Origin of the sequence: Bradyrhizobium sp. CCGUVB4N, assembly GCF_024199945.1 — a bacterium.
Lineage (GTDB): Bacteria > Pseudomonadota > Alphaproteobacteria > Rhizobiales > Xanthobacteraceae > Bradyrhizobium.
The window spans coordinates 473,855-486,954 of sequence record NZ_JANADP010000001.1 but is presented as its reverse complement, the minus strand read 5'-3'; the positions used below and the strand labels follow the sequence as shown (position 1 = coordinate 486,954).

13 protein-coding genes are annotated in these 13,100 nt (G+C 65.1%); 6 read left to right on the top strand and 7 right to left on the bottom strand.

All coding sequences use genetic code 11. The features are described 5' to 3' along the window. The first annotated feature begins 26 nt into the window (after positions 1 to 26). Entirely contained in the window at positions 27 to 440 is a 414-nt protein-coding gene (locus NLM31_RS02330; RefSeq protein ID WP_254191333.1) for an Hpt domain-containing protein, read from the top strand. A 93-nt stretch (positions 441 to 533) separates the two neighbouring features. Next, positions 534 to 782, top strand: a complete 249-nt coding sequence (locus NLM31_RS02325; RefSeq protein WP_200471243.1) for a hypothetical protein — start codon at positions 534 to 536, stop codon at positions 780 to 782. A gap of 42 nt (positions 783 to 824) precedes the next feature. Here the strand turns inward: NLM31_RS02325 and NLM31_RS02320 are convergent, their stop codons facing one another. Then, on the bottom strand, positions 825 to 1,445 hold the full coding sequence (locus NLM31_RS02320; protein ID WP_254127713.1) for a helix-turn-helix transcriptional regulator: 621 nt from the start codon (positions 1,443 to 1,445) through the stop codon (positions 825 to 827). A 340-nt stretch (positions 1,446 to 1,785) separates the two neighbouring features. Here NLM31_RS02320 and NLM31_RS02315 point away from each other — a divergent pair, with 340 nt between their 5' ends. From NLM31_RS02315 to NLM31_RS02305, 3 genes are all read left to right on the top strand, one after another. Then, on the top strand, positions 1,786 to 2,949 hold the full coding sequence (locus NLM31_RS02315) for a hypothetical protein (protein WP_254191332.1): 1,164 nt from the start codon (positions 1,786 to 1,788) through the stop codon (positions 2,947 to 2,949). A gap of 347 nt (positions 2,950 to 3,296) precedes the next feature. After that, a complete protein-coding gene (locus NLM31_RS02310; protein WP_254191331.1) occupies positions 3,297 to 3,722 on the top strand; it encodes a hypothetical protein in 426 nt (141 codons plus the stop codon). Positions 3,723 to 4,004: 282 nt separating this feature from the next. Beyond that, positions 4,005 to 5,219: an EAL domain-containing protein gene (locus tag NLM31_RS02305; protein WP_254127710.1), complete on the top strand. Its 1,215-nt coding sequence runs from the start codon at positions 4,005 to 4,007 to the stop codon at positions 5,217 to 5,219. A gap of 12 nt (positions 5,220 to 5,231) precedes the next feature. On the opposite strand, the gene NLM31_RS02300 is transcribed toward NLM31_RS02305, so the two are convergent. Further along, positions 5,232 to 6,092 (bottom strand): DMT family transporter, encoded by an 861-nt coding sequence (locus tag NLM31_RS02300; protein WP_254127709.1) that lies wholly within the window; start codon positions 6,090 to 6,092, stop codon positions 5,232 to 5,234. A gap of 126 nt (positions 6,093 to 6,218) precedes the next feature. Here NLM31_RS02300 and NLM31_RS02295 point away from each other — a divergent pair, with 126 nt between their 5' ends. Beyond that, complete coding sequence (locus tag NLM31_RS02295) at positions 6,219 to 7,637, top strand: PLP-dependent aminotransferase family protein (RefSeq protein ID WP_254196124.1); 1,419 nt, start codon at positions 6,219 to 6,221, stop codon at positions 7,635 to 7,637. A gap of 18 nt (positions 7,638 to 7,655) precedes the next feature. Here the strand turns inward: NLM31_RS02295 and NLM31_RS02290 are convergent, their stop codons facing one another. The 5 genes from NLM31_RS02290 to NLM31_RS02270 form a co-directional block, all read right to left on the bottom strand. Next, positions 7,656 to 7,964, bottom strand: a complete 309-nt coding sequence (locus NLM31_RS02290) for a hypothetical protein (protein WP_254127708.1) — start codon at positions 7,962 to 7,964, stop codon at positions 7,656 to 7,658. A 424-nt stretch (positions 7,965 to 8,388) separates the two neighbouring features. Then, positions 8,389 to 8,982: a GDYXXLXY domain-containing protein gene (locus tag NLM31_RS02285; protein ID WP_254127707.1), complete on the bottom strand. Its 594-nt coding sequence runs from the start codon at positions 8,980 to 8,982 to the stop codon at positions 8,389 to 8,391. Beyond that, entirely contained in the window at positions 8,979 to 10,250 is a 1,272-nt protein-coding gene (locus NLM31_RS02280; RefSeq protein ID WP_254127706.1) for a DUF2157 domain-containing protein, read from the bottom strand. Before NLM31_RS02280 ends, NLM31_RS02285 begins: the two co-directional genes overlap by 4 nt. A gap of 159 nt (positions 10,251 to 10,409) precedes the next feature. Next, positions 10,410 to 11,390 (bottom strand): tripartite tricarboxylate transporter substrate binding protein, encoded by a 981-nt coding sequence (locus NLM31_RS02275; protein WP_254127705.1) that lies wholly within the window; start codon positions 11,388 to 11,390, stop codon positions 10,410 to 10,412. A 31-nt stretch (positions 11,391 to 11,421) separates the two neighbouring features. Then, entirely contained in the window at positions 11,422 to 13,062 is a 1,641-nt protein-coding gene (locus NLM31_RS02270) for an FAD-dependent oxidoreductase (RefSeq protein WP_254127704.1), read from the bottom strand. Positions 13,063 to 13,100 lie beyond the last annotated feature (38 nt).

The window sequence follows — 13,100 nt, the reverse complement described above, 5'->3', positions numbered from 1 at the left end:
ACGCGCATCACGGGGACCGGGACACCATGTTCGACGCCGCTTTCGCGCCCACGCAGGGCGCGCACGACACCGCCCCCCTGCGCGAGCTTGAACCGCTGCGCGAGCCTGAACCGCTGCGCGAGCCTGGCGCGTTCGACGTGCTGGTACGCGAGATCGGCGAGGACGGCGCCAGTGAAGTGCGCGCGGTGTTCTGGAGCGAGACGCGTGCGCGGCTCGAGCTGTTTCATGCACTCCCGCTTGGCCAGCATCGCGGCCGGATCGCGCGCGAGGCCCATTCGCTGAAGAGCACGGCCAGGACGTTCGGCTATCTTCGGCTCGCGGCGCTGGCGTTGCGGCTCGAGAGCACCGCGGACACAATCGACGACGCCGAATTCAGCGATCTGCTTGAGCGGATGGATGTGGCCTTCGCCGCCGCGAAGGCGCAGGAGCCGCAGGGCTGACCCGCCTGCACCCCGCCGTACTTATACGGTTTGCAATTTTCACAGATGACTAATCATAGGTGGCGATAGTCGCCGGAAACCAGGAGGGTTTCCATGTTCACCTATGAGACTGCGGACCAGAAAGAGGTCCGTCGCTTCCGCATCGCACAGTTCAACGGCCGGATGGCTACGGTGAAGGCGGGCGAGTCCACGGTGACGGGTTTTGTCCGCTCGGTGCTGGAGCAGGATTCGACGATCCCGCCGCGCTGGACCATCACCATCATCCCGAATGCGCCGAAGGAAGAGCCGAAGGCGCTGCGGCCCAATTCGCGCGTGCGCCCCTTCGCCGAAGATTACTTCTAGGCACGGACCGCGCTGCCGCCACGGCAGCGCAAGATCACGGCTTCAATCGATCGAATGCAGCAGCGCGGCGCGGACGAGGTCCGCGGTGTTGCGTGCGCCGAGCTTGCGCATCGCCTCGGCCCGATGGCTCTCGAAGGTGCGCGGGCTGATCTGCATGCGCAGCGCCCCCTGCTTGTTCGAAAAACCCTCGCTGATCAGCCGCAGCACTTCGCGCTCACGCTTGGTCAGCCGCTTGCCCGACAGGCTCGACAGTTCGGAGCCGGTCTCGCGCGGCGCCGGCAGCACGCGGCCGGCCTTCAACTCGGCATCCTCGGTCGTGGACGGCGCGGGCAACGCGCCCTTGTGGGGGCCGGCGAGCTGCTTGACCACGCCGCAGACGCGCTCGGTCTGCGCCAATGCATTCTCCACCACCTGCTGCAAATAGGCGCGATCGGCCGAGACCGGCGCGAGCTGGTCGCTGTGGTGCTTGATCTCGCCCATGTAGAGCAGGAGTGCAGTCAGGGGGCCGTTGAGTTCGCGGGCGATGGCCGCGGCCATCTCATCGGCCGCCTTGGCACGGGCAGCGTTCAGGCGAACGAAATCAGCCTCTTCGGCCGGAGCAGTGCTGCTTTCGAACCATTCCGACGGCCGCGAATCAGCAACCGTATCGTTCTGTGACCCCATGTGACCCGTTTAGCGGAACCCGGGGCGATCTGTGGTTAACTTTCTGCTCCGTAAGACTACGGTGATTTTGTCAGTTCTGTGCTGAAATGACGACGGCGGCACAATTTATGCTCGCATTGACCCATCGTTGACTATGTCAGGGTTGATAAATCTGCCTAAAACATAGGCATACCGCCCGAAGCCGTCTTAACGATCGTGACCCGGCTCGCCCGCGGCGCCCCCGGATTTTACGGATAAATTAACGGCGGCCTGCTTCTCTTTGTCACAATTGAGAGCGCGCAAATGCCTCCATGCATTGGGCCGGTCGGCCTGCTGGAATCGTTGCGAGAGATTGCGTGCCATGGACGAGATCGACCAGCTTTCGGAGTTCCTGCAGAAGCTGACGCCGTTGTCGCGCAGCTGTCTGCTGAGCGAACTCGAACGGCTCGAACTGTGCGGCATCGACATGCCGGGCTCGACCGAGATCCAGGCGAAGCTGCGCGCCGAATTCCGCAAGGACGGATCGACCCAGGCGCGCGCCACCAATCCTTCGCGCTATTTCTTCGCGCCGCTCGAACTGCTGCTGATCGACGGTGCGCCCGAGCACGCCAATGCGGGACGGATCTCGCGCAACACGCTCACCCCGATCTGGGAGTGGATCTGCCGCGACCTGCTGCCGACCATGGCGCGCGACTACGTCAAGGCGATCAACGACCAGGTCACCGCCAACAATCCCAAGGAAGTGCAGAAGATCGCGACGACCTTCCAGGGCAAGGTCGTCAAGGTGCTCGAGAACACGCTCGCCTCAGCCGAGAGCACCGAGTTCGCGCGCGGCAAGCTCGCGCAATACACCGCTTCGCGCACTGCCTTCGACGACGTGAAGAAGATGCAGCAAGTGCTGCGCGCCGGCGACGCATTGGCGAAGTTCAACGAGAAGCTGCCCGAGACCATCACCAAATTCGACGACGGCCAGGTCGCCCAGATCACTGCGCAGCTCGACGCGTTCAAGAAGGCCAATCCCGATGCGCTGCCCTTTGCGCTGGCGCTGGTGGCGAGGCGCCTGAAGACATTCTGGCAACTCACATACCTTGCGACCAGGGCGGCCGCGAGCAAGAGCGCAGCCGAGGTTGCCGCGGCGCCCTATGCTTGCGTCGTCCCCATGGTGCTCGACCGGCTCGACGACAAGCGCCTCGCCCTGCGGATCGCACTCCGCCACAACCGTTTCCTCGTCGCACGCGATCTGCTCACCGAAATCTACGACGCCGAGCATTCGCTCAAGCTTCGCATCGACGGCATCGAACAGAGCGAATGGGGCGTCCGGCTGCAGCAATTGATGGACGCGATCGCGGCGCTGGTGTCGGCCGAGGTCAGCCGCTTCCCCGCCAATGTCGGTCACATCCTGGGATCGCGCCGGCTACGCAGCCAGGATACGCTGGGCGGCAAGCTGAGCTATCTGGCCTGGAAGGGCCGCGACGCCATGCAGGACGGCGCGGCGGCATTTCGCAAATTGATCGGGGCGACCTAGTTCCCCGGCATTCCCTCTAGGCTATTCGGGCGCGTGCGGCAGGCACAGGAAGCGATCGAGAAATCGCCCTGACATCACGAATCTGAACCACCAATAGATCAACCGCCGCGTCGTCATAGCTGCAATCCTTGACAGCCCACCACCGGCTGATGGAACCAATAGCGCAGCTGTCGCAATACGCATGTGAGCTGCTTCACACTTGTCGGCTCGGCGCCTGCGCGAGTTGTCGCATAACCGTCACGCGCGACGGGCAAAGATGCGCGCATCGCGCGAAAATGAATTCGTGGACGGAGTGTATCGCTTCTATCCTGCGCCGCATCGCATGCTGCGATGGAAGGACATTCGCGATGAGATCGATCCGACTGACGTTGACCCTCATGATGTGGCTGGCTGGTGCATGCGCGCTCGCGTCAACGACGATGGCGCAGACGGCACCGCCCCCGGGCAACGCCGCGCCGACGGCCGACAATGCCGTTCTGCTCACCGTCTTCTTCAAGCACGACCAGTCGCGCCCGCTCAGTGAGCTGAATGCGCAACTCGACAAGCAAGGCTTCCGCAAAGCCTTTCCACCGGCGGGCGTAGAGGTCGTGAGCTGGTACGTGATGATGGGCGTAGGCCAGGTGATCACGCTGCGGCTGCCGGCCTCGCGGCTGCGCGAGGTCAACCGCATCATCGAGGACACCGCGTGGGGTCCGTACCGCACCGAGTTCTATCCGACCTATGACTACAAGGCGGTCGGCATCGCCGAACACGACAAAGCGGCAGCCAATTGAGGCGTCCATTATTCAATTGGGCGAAGCACGCGCAGCTTCGTCCAATTACAGGACACGGCCCCACGCGCCACCGAACAGAGCACCGGGAAAATCCTGCATGATTGTCGCACGCACGAGCGCAACGCACGGACAGACGTAAACACTTCCCGAAAGAGGTCCGAACAATTTTAGGAATGATGGGGGCTTTAACGTTACCCAGATAATTCAACAATCGGCTGAAGCCCTCCTTATTTGAAACTGCTCCCGTCGCTAACACCGGCCGCGGAACGGGAGTGGTTTGAGATGGACGACAGGATCAGTGAGCTCGCCGGACGAAGGCTGAAGACCTTCGGACGGCGGAAGATGATGCCGCGCGCATGCGTGGCCGACAGCAAGCGCCATCTGCGCGCCTTCATGAGCGAAGTGCTCGAGGACCTCGGCTTCGTCACGAGCGAATGCAGCAGCGCAAGCGAGCTGCAGACCATGCTCGCCACCGACCTGCCGGACCTGATCCTGCTCGGCATCGCCGCCGACGGCATCGAGCCCGGCCAATTCCTGGAGACCCTGGTGCGCGAGGCCTTCGACGGCAAGGTTTTGACCGTCGGCGCCCGCGAGTCGATCATCGTGAAGGCCGTGCAGCAGGTCGGCGAGGAATACGGGCTTGCGATGCTGCCGCCGCTCACCACGCCCTTTGCCGCGGAGACGTTGCGCGAGCGCGTCGCGATGCTGCTGCCGGAGGAGCCGGCGCCGAGCCCGGCCGTGCATGTCGGCGAGGCCCTGCATGCGGGCTGGCTCGAGCTCTGGTACCAGTCGAAAATCGACGCGCGCTCGCTGGTCCGCTGCGGCGCCGAGGCGCTGGTGCGGATGCGGCATCCGACCTGGGGCGTGGTGCCGCCGGCCTATTTCATCCCGGAGGAGGACGATCCGCATTTCCGCGACCTGTCGGAGTTCGTGATCGAGCGCGCGCTGCAGGACTGGCACTATCTTCTGGAGCGGCAGAGCGCGGTCGATCTCTCGATCAATCTGCCCGCGCCTTATCTGAAAGAGCCGCAGGCGGTGCGCGACCTCTGCCGCCGGGTGCCGACGCATCCGGCCTTCGGCGGGCTGACGATCGAGATCGCCAGCGCGGAGGCGCTCGACGATCTCGCCTTCCTCACCGAGATCGCGCGCGAGATGCGCTTCCACAATATCGGTCTGTCGATCGACAATCTCGGCGCCAACTGGCCGGCGCTGATGGGGCGGGACAGGATCCCCTTCATCAAGCTGAAGGCCGACCGGCAATTCGTCACCGGCTGCGGCAACGACCGCCTGAAGCGAACGGTGTGCCGCCACATCGTCGAGCTCGCGCAGGGCTATGGCGCGCGCGCCGTCGCCGAGGGTGTCGAGAGCCGCGGCGACCTGATGGCGGTCAACGAGCTCGGTTTCGACATGGTGCAGGGCTATCTGTTCGGCAAGCCGATGCCGCTGAAGAAGTTTGCCAGAAACACGCAGACGCGAACGGTGATGGCACAAGAGTGAGGCGCGAAGGCCTCACGCATATCGCCGTGCGAAGAACACGCAGACGACCACGAGCGCGGTCGCGGCGATCATGCTCCATGCGACCGGCTCGTGCAGCAGGAAGCCGGCCAGCGCGAGACCGAAGAAGGGCTGCAGCTGTTGCAACTGGCCGATGCGCGCGATGCCGCCGATCGCGAGCCCGCGATACCAGAAGATGAAGCCGACGAACATGCTGAAGATCGAGACGTAAGCGAGCCCGATCCAGGCCGGCAGGCTGACGCCGCTCCATGCCTGTGGCCAGGTCCAGATCATGACGGGCAGCATCAGCGGCAGCGCCAGCAGCAATGCCCAGGAGATCACCTGCCAGCCGCCGATCCGGCGCGACAGCGCGGCACCCTCGGCATAGCCGAGCCCGCACAGCACGATCGCGGCCACCATCAGGAGATCTCCGGCGACCGATGCGGTGCCGCCATTCGAGAGGGCGAAGCCCGCCACCGTGGCGCTGCCGAGAATCGCGAACAGCCAGAACAGCGGCTGCGGCCGCTCGCCGCCGCGCAGCACGGCGAAGATCGCGGTCGACAGCGGCAACAAGCCGATGAAGACGATCGAATGCGCCGAGGTGATGTGCTGCAGCGCCAGCGCCGTCAGCAGGGGGAAGCCGACCACGACGCCGATGGAGACGATGACGAGCGAGGCGAGATCCCTGCGCTCCGGCCACGTCTGGCGCAGCAGGCCGAGCACGGCCGCACCGATCAGCGCCGCGATGATCGCGCGCGCCGACGTCAGGAACAGCGCCGAGAAGCCGCCGACCGCGACGCGCGTCGCCGGCAGCGAGCCGCTGAAGATGATGACGCCGAGAAGCCCGTTGCCCCAGCCGCTGCCCGCAGATTGCATGTCCGTCCCGCTGTCTTGAGTTGCCATCATCGGCCTTCGGCAGTGGCGAGACCAGTCACAATCCAGTACAATCTCGCCAAACTGTATTGGTGTGGAAGGCAGTACACCTTGAGCATCGAAGCCCGCATGAAGGGTCGCGGCGGCACGCGGACCGTCGACGTGATGAGCGCGATCCGCGCCAAGATCGCCGGACGCGCACTCAGCGCCGGCGACCGGCTGCCGTCGATCCGCAGCCTTGCCGCGACGATGGGTGTTGCGCCGTCCACGGTGGTGGAAGCCTATGATCGTCTCGGCGGCGAAAGCCTGATCCGCGCGCGCCGCGGCTCGGGCTTCTATGTGTCGCCGACGGTCACGCCGCCACTCGCATTGACCGAGGTCGAGCCGCGCCGCGATCGGGCGGTCGATCCGTTCTGGGTCTCCCGGCAATCGCTCGACACCGACGCCGCCGTGCCAAAACCCGGCTGCGGCTGGCTGCCGCCGGAGTGGATGCCGGAAGCGGCACTGCGGCGCGCCGCCCGCGCGATTGCCCGCACCGACGCGAGCGTGCTGACCAATTACGGCTCGACATCCGGCTTGCTTGCGCTGCGCCGGCTGCTGCTCGCCCGCCTCGCCGAAGACGAGATCGAGGCCTCGCTCAGCCAGCTGATGCTCACGGGCTCGGGCACGCAGGCAACCGACCTGATCTGCCGCTTCCTGCTCCGCCCCGGCGACACCGTGCTGGTCGACGATCCCTGCTACTTCAATTTCCGTGCGCTGCTGCGCGCGCATCAGGCGAAGATCGTCAGCGTGCCCTACACGCCATTGGGCCCCGACGTCGCGCGCTTCGAGCAGATCCTTGGCAGCGAACGGCCACGGCTCTACATCACCAATTCAGCGCTGCATAATCCGACCGGCGCGACACTTTCGCTGCAGACCGCACATCGGCTTTTGACCGCGGCGGCCGCGCACGACCTCACCATTATCGAAGACGACATCTTTGGCGACTTCGAGCCGGAGCGATCGCCGCGCCTTGCCGCGCTGGATGGCTTGAACCGGGTGATCCGGATCGGCAGCTTCTCCAAGACGCTGTCGGCCTCGGTGCGCTGCGGCTACATCGCCGCGCGGGCTGACTGGATCGAGCATCTCGTCGACCTCCAGGTTGCGACCAGCTTTGGCGGCCCGAGCCCGGTGGCGACCGACATCATCGCAAGAGTGCTGGCCGGCGGCAGCTATCGCAAGCACATGGACGAGCTCAGGCAAAAGCTCACGCGGACGCGTCGTGACGTCGCGCGAAAGCTTGGGGCACTGGGCATCGAGCCCTGGCTGATGCCGCGCGGCGGCTTCTTCCTGTGGTGCCGCCTCGCCGATGGAAAGGATGCCACAGCCGTTGCGCGTGCCGCGCTCGAGGAAGACGTCGTGCTCGCACCCGGCAACGTGTTCAGCGTGTCGCAATCAGCGTCGAAGTCCATGCGGTTCAACGTGGCGCATATGAGCGATCCGCAGATGTGGGACGTGCTGCGGCGGGCGTTGAAAGCGGGCTCTGCCGCGCGAAATAATCCGACTTAGACAGAAGCAAAGAGCCAGCTAACGGATCAGCAGCCTCACTAGCTGAAACAAGACTCCAAATGCAGCGGCAACGGCGCCGGCCTCGACAGCCCAGGTCACGTAGCGATACTGTGCCGGTCGCGCCTTTTGTCGTTGCAGCCAATCATTGAGGCCAAACGAAAACGCCTTGGCAAAGTAGAGCCGGGTGTCGACGAACGGAGCTTGAGCGCTCTCGCCAAGAGATGACCGCCTGTTGCGGAGTCCTACGATCGTCAAGGTCGCGCCGGCGATATTCGTAATCATCCAAAACGACGCAACCGCGAGCACGAGATAGTCGTGGGTAGTCATGGCCGCATAATCCCGATCACCGCAGAAACGATCCAAGCGACGCCCGCGAGAACGCCGATACCCGTACCTACTGCCGCTAATATATTGACGAAAGTCGGCTCTGAAAGTGCTAGCGCCGCAGTGCAAAGCGCCGCACCTAAGGTCGCCAAGATAGCAGCGGCCAAGTTCCACTTGGCAGCATTCATATTATCCCCCAACAAAAACGCTTACAAACATATATTTAAAGTTGTATTTTTGCAATCGCTCTCTGCAATCTAACGATGTACCCCCTTGAAAATCAACCCCACGCGCCTCTTAGGCGAAGTCTTGGCTCGCCTGAGGGCAGCTAGAATGCACTCGGGGATTCAACGTGGCTCGATCATCCATCCGCAGATGTGGGACGTGCTGCGGCGGGCGTTGAGGGCGGGCTCCAGATAGCCGGCAGCTAGTACCACGGCTCCTCATAGACCGGCTCGCCGTCGAGCAGCAGCCGCTTGATGGCCGCGCGGCCCGAGGGCAGCACGGCGGCGACGACACGCAGCTTCTGCTGGTTACGGGCCTGCTCGAGCTTCCTGCCCTCGCCTTCCGGCACGAAATAGCTTTCGAGGCCGTACCTGATCGTGAGCTTGTCGCAGAAGATGCGGCTGGTCGAACCGCAGGAATAGCTGACGCGGCCCCGGATCAGCACTTCGGGCGCCGCGACCGTCACAGGCTCGGCATGCACGGAAACGGCCTGGTAGAGGCCGTTGGCATCAGGCGCGAGCTTGACGAACACGACGGGATTGCGTTCGGCGGTCGGCTGGCCGGCGAGCGCACCCGCCGGCAGTTGCGAGATATCGTAGCCGAGCACGACATAGTCGCCGCGCAGGAGATCGCGCGGATCGACCGGCCGGGTCTGCAAGGTCACCTCACGGCCTTCGCGCAGGATCCGCACGCGGTCGACAACCATCAGAACCAGCAGCGCGCATTGAAGCAGGATGGCGGCACCGAACAGCACGGCCTTCGGGATACGTTGCCACAGCGCGGCGAACTTGATCATCGTTCAGCCCTCGGCAGCGCGCGATTGAGCGCGGTTGCGAACACGACGGCGATGATTCCCGCCACCGCCAGGAAGGCCGAGCGGCGCAGCAGCGAGCCCTTCACCGCCCAGGTGATCGCAGCGATGACGCCGGCGATGCCGAGCCAACCCGCGACGATGCGCGGACGCACGTCGTCGAGCACGCCGGAGACGACGAGACAGAGCATAGCGCAGAGCAGTGCGGCATAGGCGAACCATGGCTCGCCGGCGGCGGATGCCGGCCAGATCGGGGCCGCGACCAGCACAAGGCCAATCGCACAGGCTGCGAGGACTTCGCCAACGCGCTTCGTGATCGCGGCGGACGCGAGCGCAAGGATCACACCTGCGACGCCGCACACAATCGCCCACGGCGCCTGGGCCGCCATCGTGGCCGTCCGAAGGCGGAAGAGATCGTCGACCGTCGTCACCTCCAGGAAGGCGACGATAGCCAGCGAAAATGCGCCATAGATCGACAGAACAGATCCAAGCTGGCGCGCCCGCGGCGACGGCGCCGCGGCGATCGCGAGCCCCGCGCCGAACAGCAGGGCCGCGCCGTTCGCCAGCAAGAAGGACGGCTGGGCACCGTCGAAGTCGAAGCGAAGCGACGTGGCGACCCACCACGGAAGCACCGCAATCGCGACGAGATGGGCAGCCACGCGCGAATTCCACGCGAGCGCGACGGCGGCGGCGATGAGCCAGACCACCACAAACTGAAGATGGAGGGCGTCCGGCGCATCATAGACGCGCATGCAGGTCCAGATGCAGCCGGCCGCGAGTCCGACCGCAAGCGCGCCGCGCGAGCCGGTCAGCAGTGCCGCCGCAAATGCGCCGATCGACCACAACAGCATGCCGCCGGCAAAATCGTCGCCGAGATGATACATCTGGCCGACCAGCGCGATACCGGCGCCGAAGACGATCGCGCCGATGCTGGCGCAGAGGTCGGCGAGAACGATGCGCCCGGTCGCGGCGAACCACGCCCCGAGGCCGCCGGCGACGACCATACCGGCAAGCAGGATCGCGAACCGCAACAGCCGCGCGATCTCGGTCCAGTGCGCCGCGACGAAGGCGAGGAATGCGGCTGCAATCAGCAGGCCGCCGACGATGGCCACGACGACCGCGATGTTGATGCCCGGCGAAAGCGGCGGCAGCGCATTGCGAATGGAGGCGGCGGCCGCCGGCGCAATCACGCCATCGGCTTCCCATTGCGCAAGATCAGCCTCTAGGCGTTGCCGGTAGGTCTTGTCGAACATGGTCGTGGATCACAGGCTCCCTGCCGGCCGCGGAATGTTGGTCGGACCGCGCCGGTGACAGGTTCAACCTATCACCGCTCCGGTACATATCCGCAATATCGGGATTCTGCTGCCAATCTCCGGGCAGACCTGGAGAAGCCGGAGTGACGTCCGCCGCGGCTAGTTCGCCTTGATGCCGGCCTCGCTGATGAGCTTGCCCCATTTCGTGCTCTCGCTCTGAATGAAGCGGCCGAACTCTTCCGGAGACGTTGGTGCAGGCTCTGCGCCGAGGGTTCGGATCTTCTCAGCCACCGACGGGTCCTTCAGGGCTTTCACGAAAGCCGCGTTCAGCCTGGCGACAATGTCGGGAGGCGTGCCTGCGGGCGCGACCAGCCCGAACCAGCCGACGGATTCGAAACCCGCAATGCCGCTCTCGGCCAGCGTCGGCACCTCGGACAGGGATGGAACGCGACGCGCCGACGACACACCGATCGCGTTGAGCTTGCCGTCGAGGATCAATTGCATCGACGCGGGAATATCCAGCACTGCGAAGGGCACATGGCCCGCGAGAACGTCGACCGCCGCCGGTGCCGTGCCCCGATACGGGACCAGCTCCATCTCGATCCCGGCCTTCTGCGTGAACAACGCGGCCGTCAAATGCATCGCCGTCGAATTGCCGCCATGGCCGATCGACAGCGCGCCAGGCTTCGCCTTGGCAAGCGCGATCGCCTCCGCAACATTGTGCGCGGGAATGTCGGCCGACGAGACCAGCACGAAGGGGATTTCCGCAAGCAGCGTGATCGGCGCGAGATCCTTCGGATCGAACGGCATCGACGAATTGAGATGCGGGTTCACTGTCAGCGCGCCCGCCGGCGCGACGCCGAGCGTGTAGCCATCGGGCTTGGCCTGCGCGACGGCCGCCATGCCGATATTGCCCCCTGCCCCCGCACGGTTCTCGATCACCAGGCTCTGCTTGAGCTCGGCGGTGACGAGCGGCTCGAGCGCGCGGATGACGGTGTCGGCGCTGCCGCCGGGCGGGAAGGTCACGATGATCTTGATCAACTGCTCCGGATAGGCCGCGTCGACTGCCTGCAACGGCAGCGCGGCGAGAACCGCAGCCGACAGCCCGGCCAGAATGCGGCGCCTTGCAACGTGGAACACGCTCTCCTCCCTGGTACTCTTTATGGGTTGCTTACGACGCCGCGCCGGTGAGACGCGCCAGCAAGGTTTGTGGATCTTCCGGCGCTGCCTGCCCGCGCCAGGCGATGTGCTGGTCGGGCCGCACCAGCACGAGCTTCTCGGCATAGGCGCCGTTGGCCTCGTCCGGCGCGACGTCGATCAATGCGAGCGGAACACCCCACGCTTCCGCGGCGGACTGCAAACGCGCCACATCGATCGCCGGATCGAACCGCAGCAGATTGTAGCCGGTGCCGAAGGCGTCATAGAGCGATCGCCCGTCGCGCAGGAAAACGTGCGGCGCGCGGGCGCCCGGCACGGTGGAGGGCGTAAAGCTTCCCATCGCGTAAGGAGGCGGCGTCTCGCCGTCATAGGCGATGATCGGCGAGGCGTCGTAGTAATAGCCGAAATTCAATCCGGCGCAGCAATATTGCTGCACGTTGAGATCATAGGCGGCTCTCGCGAGCGCCGCGCGTGCCGCGTGGCCACGCGGGGTGTCGTCCTCGATCTCCGCGGACACGCCGCCGCGTTGCGCCATCATCTTCATCGCGTGGTCCATCGCGAAGCGCGACACCTGGTCGGTGATGGGCTGACGTTCCGCCTCGTAGGCATCGAGGATCGAGGCCTGCGCCCAGCCGCTCAGATGCGCGGCCAATTGCCAGCAGAGATCGACGGCATCCGCGATGCCGGCATTCATGCCGTAGCCGGCATAGGGCATCCAGAGATGCGCGGCGTCGCCGCAGATGAACACCCTGCGGTCGCGGAAGCGATCGGCCACCAGGCGGCGCCCGACCCAGTCTTCCTTGCTCAGGATCTTGTACTCGAAACGCTCGTCAACGCCGAGGATCGCCCGGATCGACCAGTCACGATCGACCGAATCGAACTCGGGCTCGTCGGGCTTGAGATGGTTGTGAATCAGCCAGCGGTCGTGGCCGTCGATCGCCACCGTGGTGCCCGAGCGCCGCGGGTTGAGCGACAGCACCATCCAGGCCGGCTTGTGCGCGCCCATCAACGCCTTCAATTGCGGCGCTTCGATAAAGGTCGATTGCACACGCTGGATCACCGGCGTTCCGGACAGGCTCGCGCCGATCGACTTGCGAACCAGCGAGCGGCTGCCGTCGCACCCGATGACAAAACCGGCTTCGATTCGGAGCGTCTCTCCGCTGTCGAGATTGCGCCCATGCGCGACCACGTGGTCATCGTCCTGCTCGATCTCGGTGATTTCCGTGCGCGCCAGAATGGTGATGCGCGACTGGGCGGCGGCGTGCGCGAACAGGATCGGCTCGAGATAGACCTGATTGATCCGGTGCGGCGGCTCCGGCGTCGGCCACCAGGTGTCGGGGCCGCCGGTGGCGCTGTAGCGGCGCGCGCGGGACGGAATGTCGATGCGGCAGAGCTCGATGCCGGTCGCCGTGGTCCGGTAGGAGCAATCATTCGGGAAGTCCGCGGGCAGGCCTGCATCGCGCAGCTTTGCCGCCACGCCGAGCCTTCGGAACACTTCCATCGAGCGCGCCGAGACGTGATTGCATTTGACGTTGGGCGGATCGCCGGCATGACGGATCTCGGCGACGACGACGTCGATGCCGCGCGAGGCCAGATCCATGGCCGCGGTCAATCCGACCGGGCCGGCACCCACGATCAGGACCTGTGTCCTCATGCTCGTCTCCATCCCAGAGCCGCGGACTTTGCCGCTGG

Bases quoted from the DNA above. Each gene is read 5' to 3' on its own strand.
- NLM31_RS02300 (WP_254127709.1), bottom strand. From the start codon at position 6,092: ATGCAATCTGCGGGCAGCGGCTGGGGCAACGGGCTTCTCGGCGTCATC.
- NLM31_RS02295 (WP_254196124.1), top strand. From the start codon at position 6,219: ATGAAGGGTCGCGGCGGCACGCGGACCGTCGACGTGATGAGCGCGATC.
- NLM31_RS02330 (WP_254191333.1), top strand. From the start codon at position 27: ATGTTCGACGCCGCTTTCGCGCCCACGCAGGGCGCGCACGACACCGCC.
- NLM31_RS02320 (WP_254127713.1), bottom strand. From the start codon at position 1,445: ATGGGGTCACAGAACGATACGGTTGCTGATTCGCGGCCGTCGGAATGG.
- NLM31_RS02325 (WP_200471243.1), top strand. From the start codon at position 534: ATGTTCACCTATGAGACTGCGGACCAGAAAGAGGTCCGTCGCTTCCGC.
- NLM31_RS02290 (WP_254127708.1), bottom strand. From the start codon at position 7,964: ATGACTACCCACGACTATCTCGTGCTCGCGGTTGCGTCGTTTTGGATG.
- NLM31_RS02305 (WP_254127710.1), top strand. From the start codon at position 4,005: ATGGACGACAGGATCAGTGAGCTCGCCGGACGAAGGCTGAAGACCTTC.
- NLM31_RS02310 (WP_254191331.1), top strand. From the start codon at position 3,297: ATGAGATCGATCCGACTGACGTTGACCCTCATGATGTGGCTGGCTGGT.
- NLM31_RS02285 (WP_254127707.1), bottom strand. From the start codon at position 8,982: ATGATCAAGTTCGCCGCGCTGTGGCAACGTATCCCGAAGGCCGTGCTG.
- NLM31_RS02270 (WP_254127704.1), bottom strand. From the start codon at position 13,062: ATGAGGACACAGGTCCTGATCGTGGGTGCCGGCCCGGTCGGATTGACC.
- NLM31_RS02280 (WP_254127706.1), bottom strand. From the start codon at position 10,250: ATGTTCGACAAGACCTACCGGCAACGCCTAGAGGCTGATCTTGCGCAA.
- NLM31_RS02315 (WP_254191332.1), top strand. From the start codon at position 1,786: ATGGACGAGATCGACCAGCTTTCGGAGTTCCTGCAGAAGCTGACGCCG.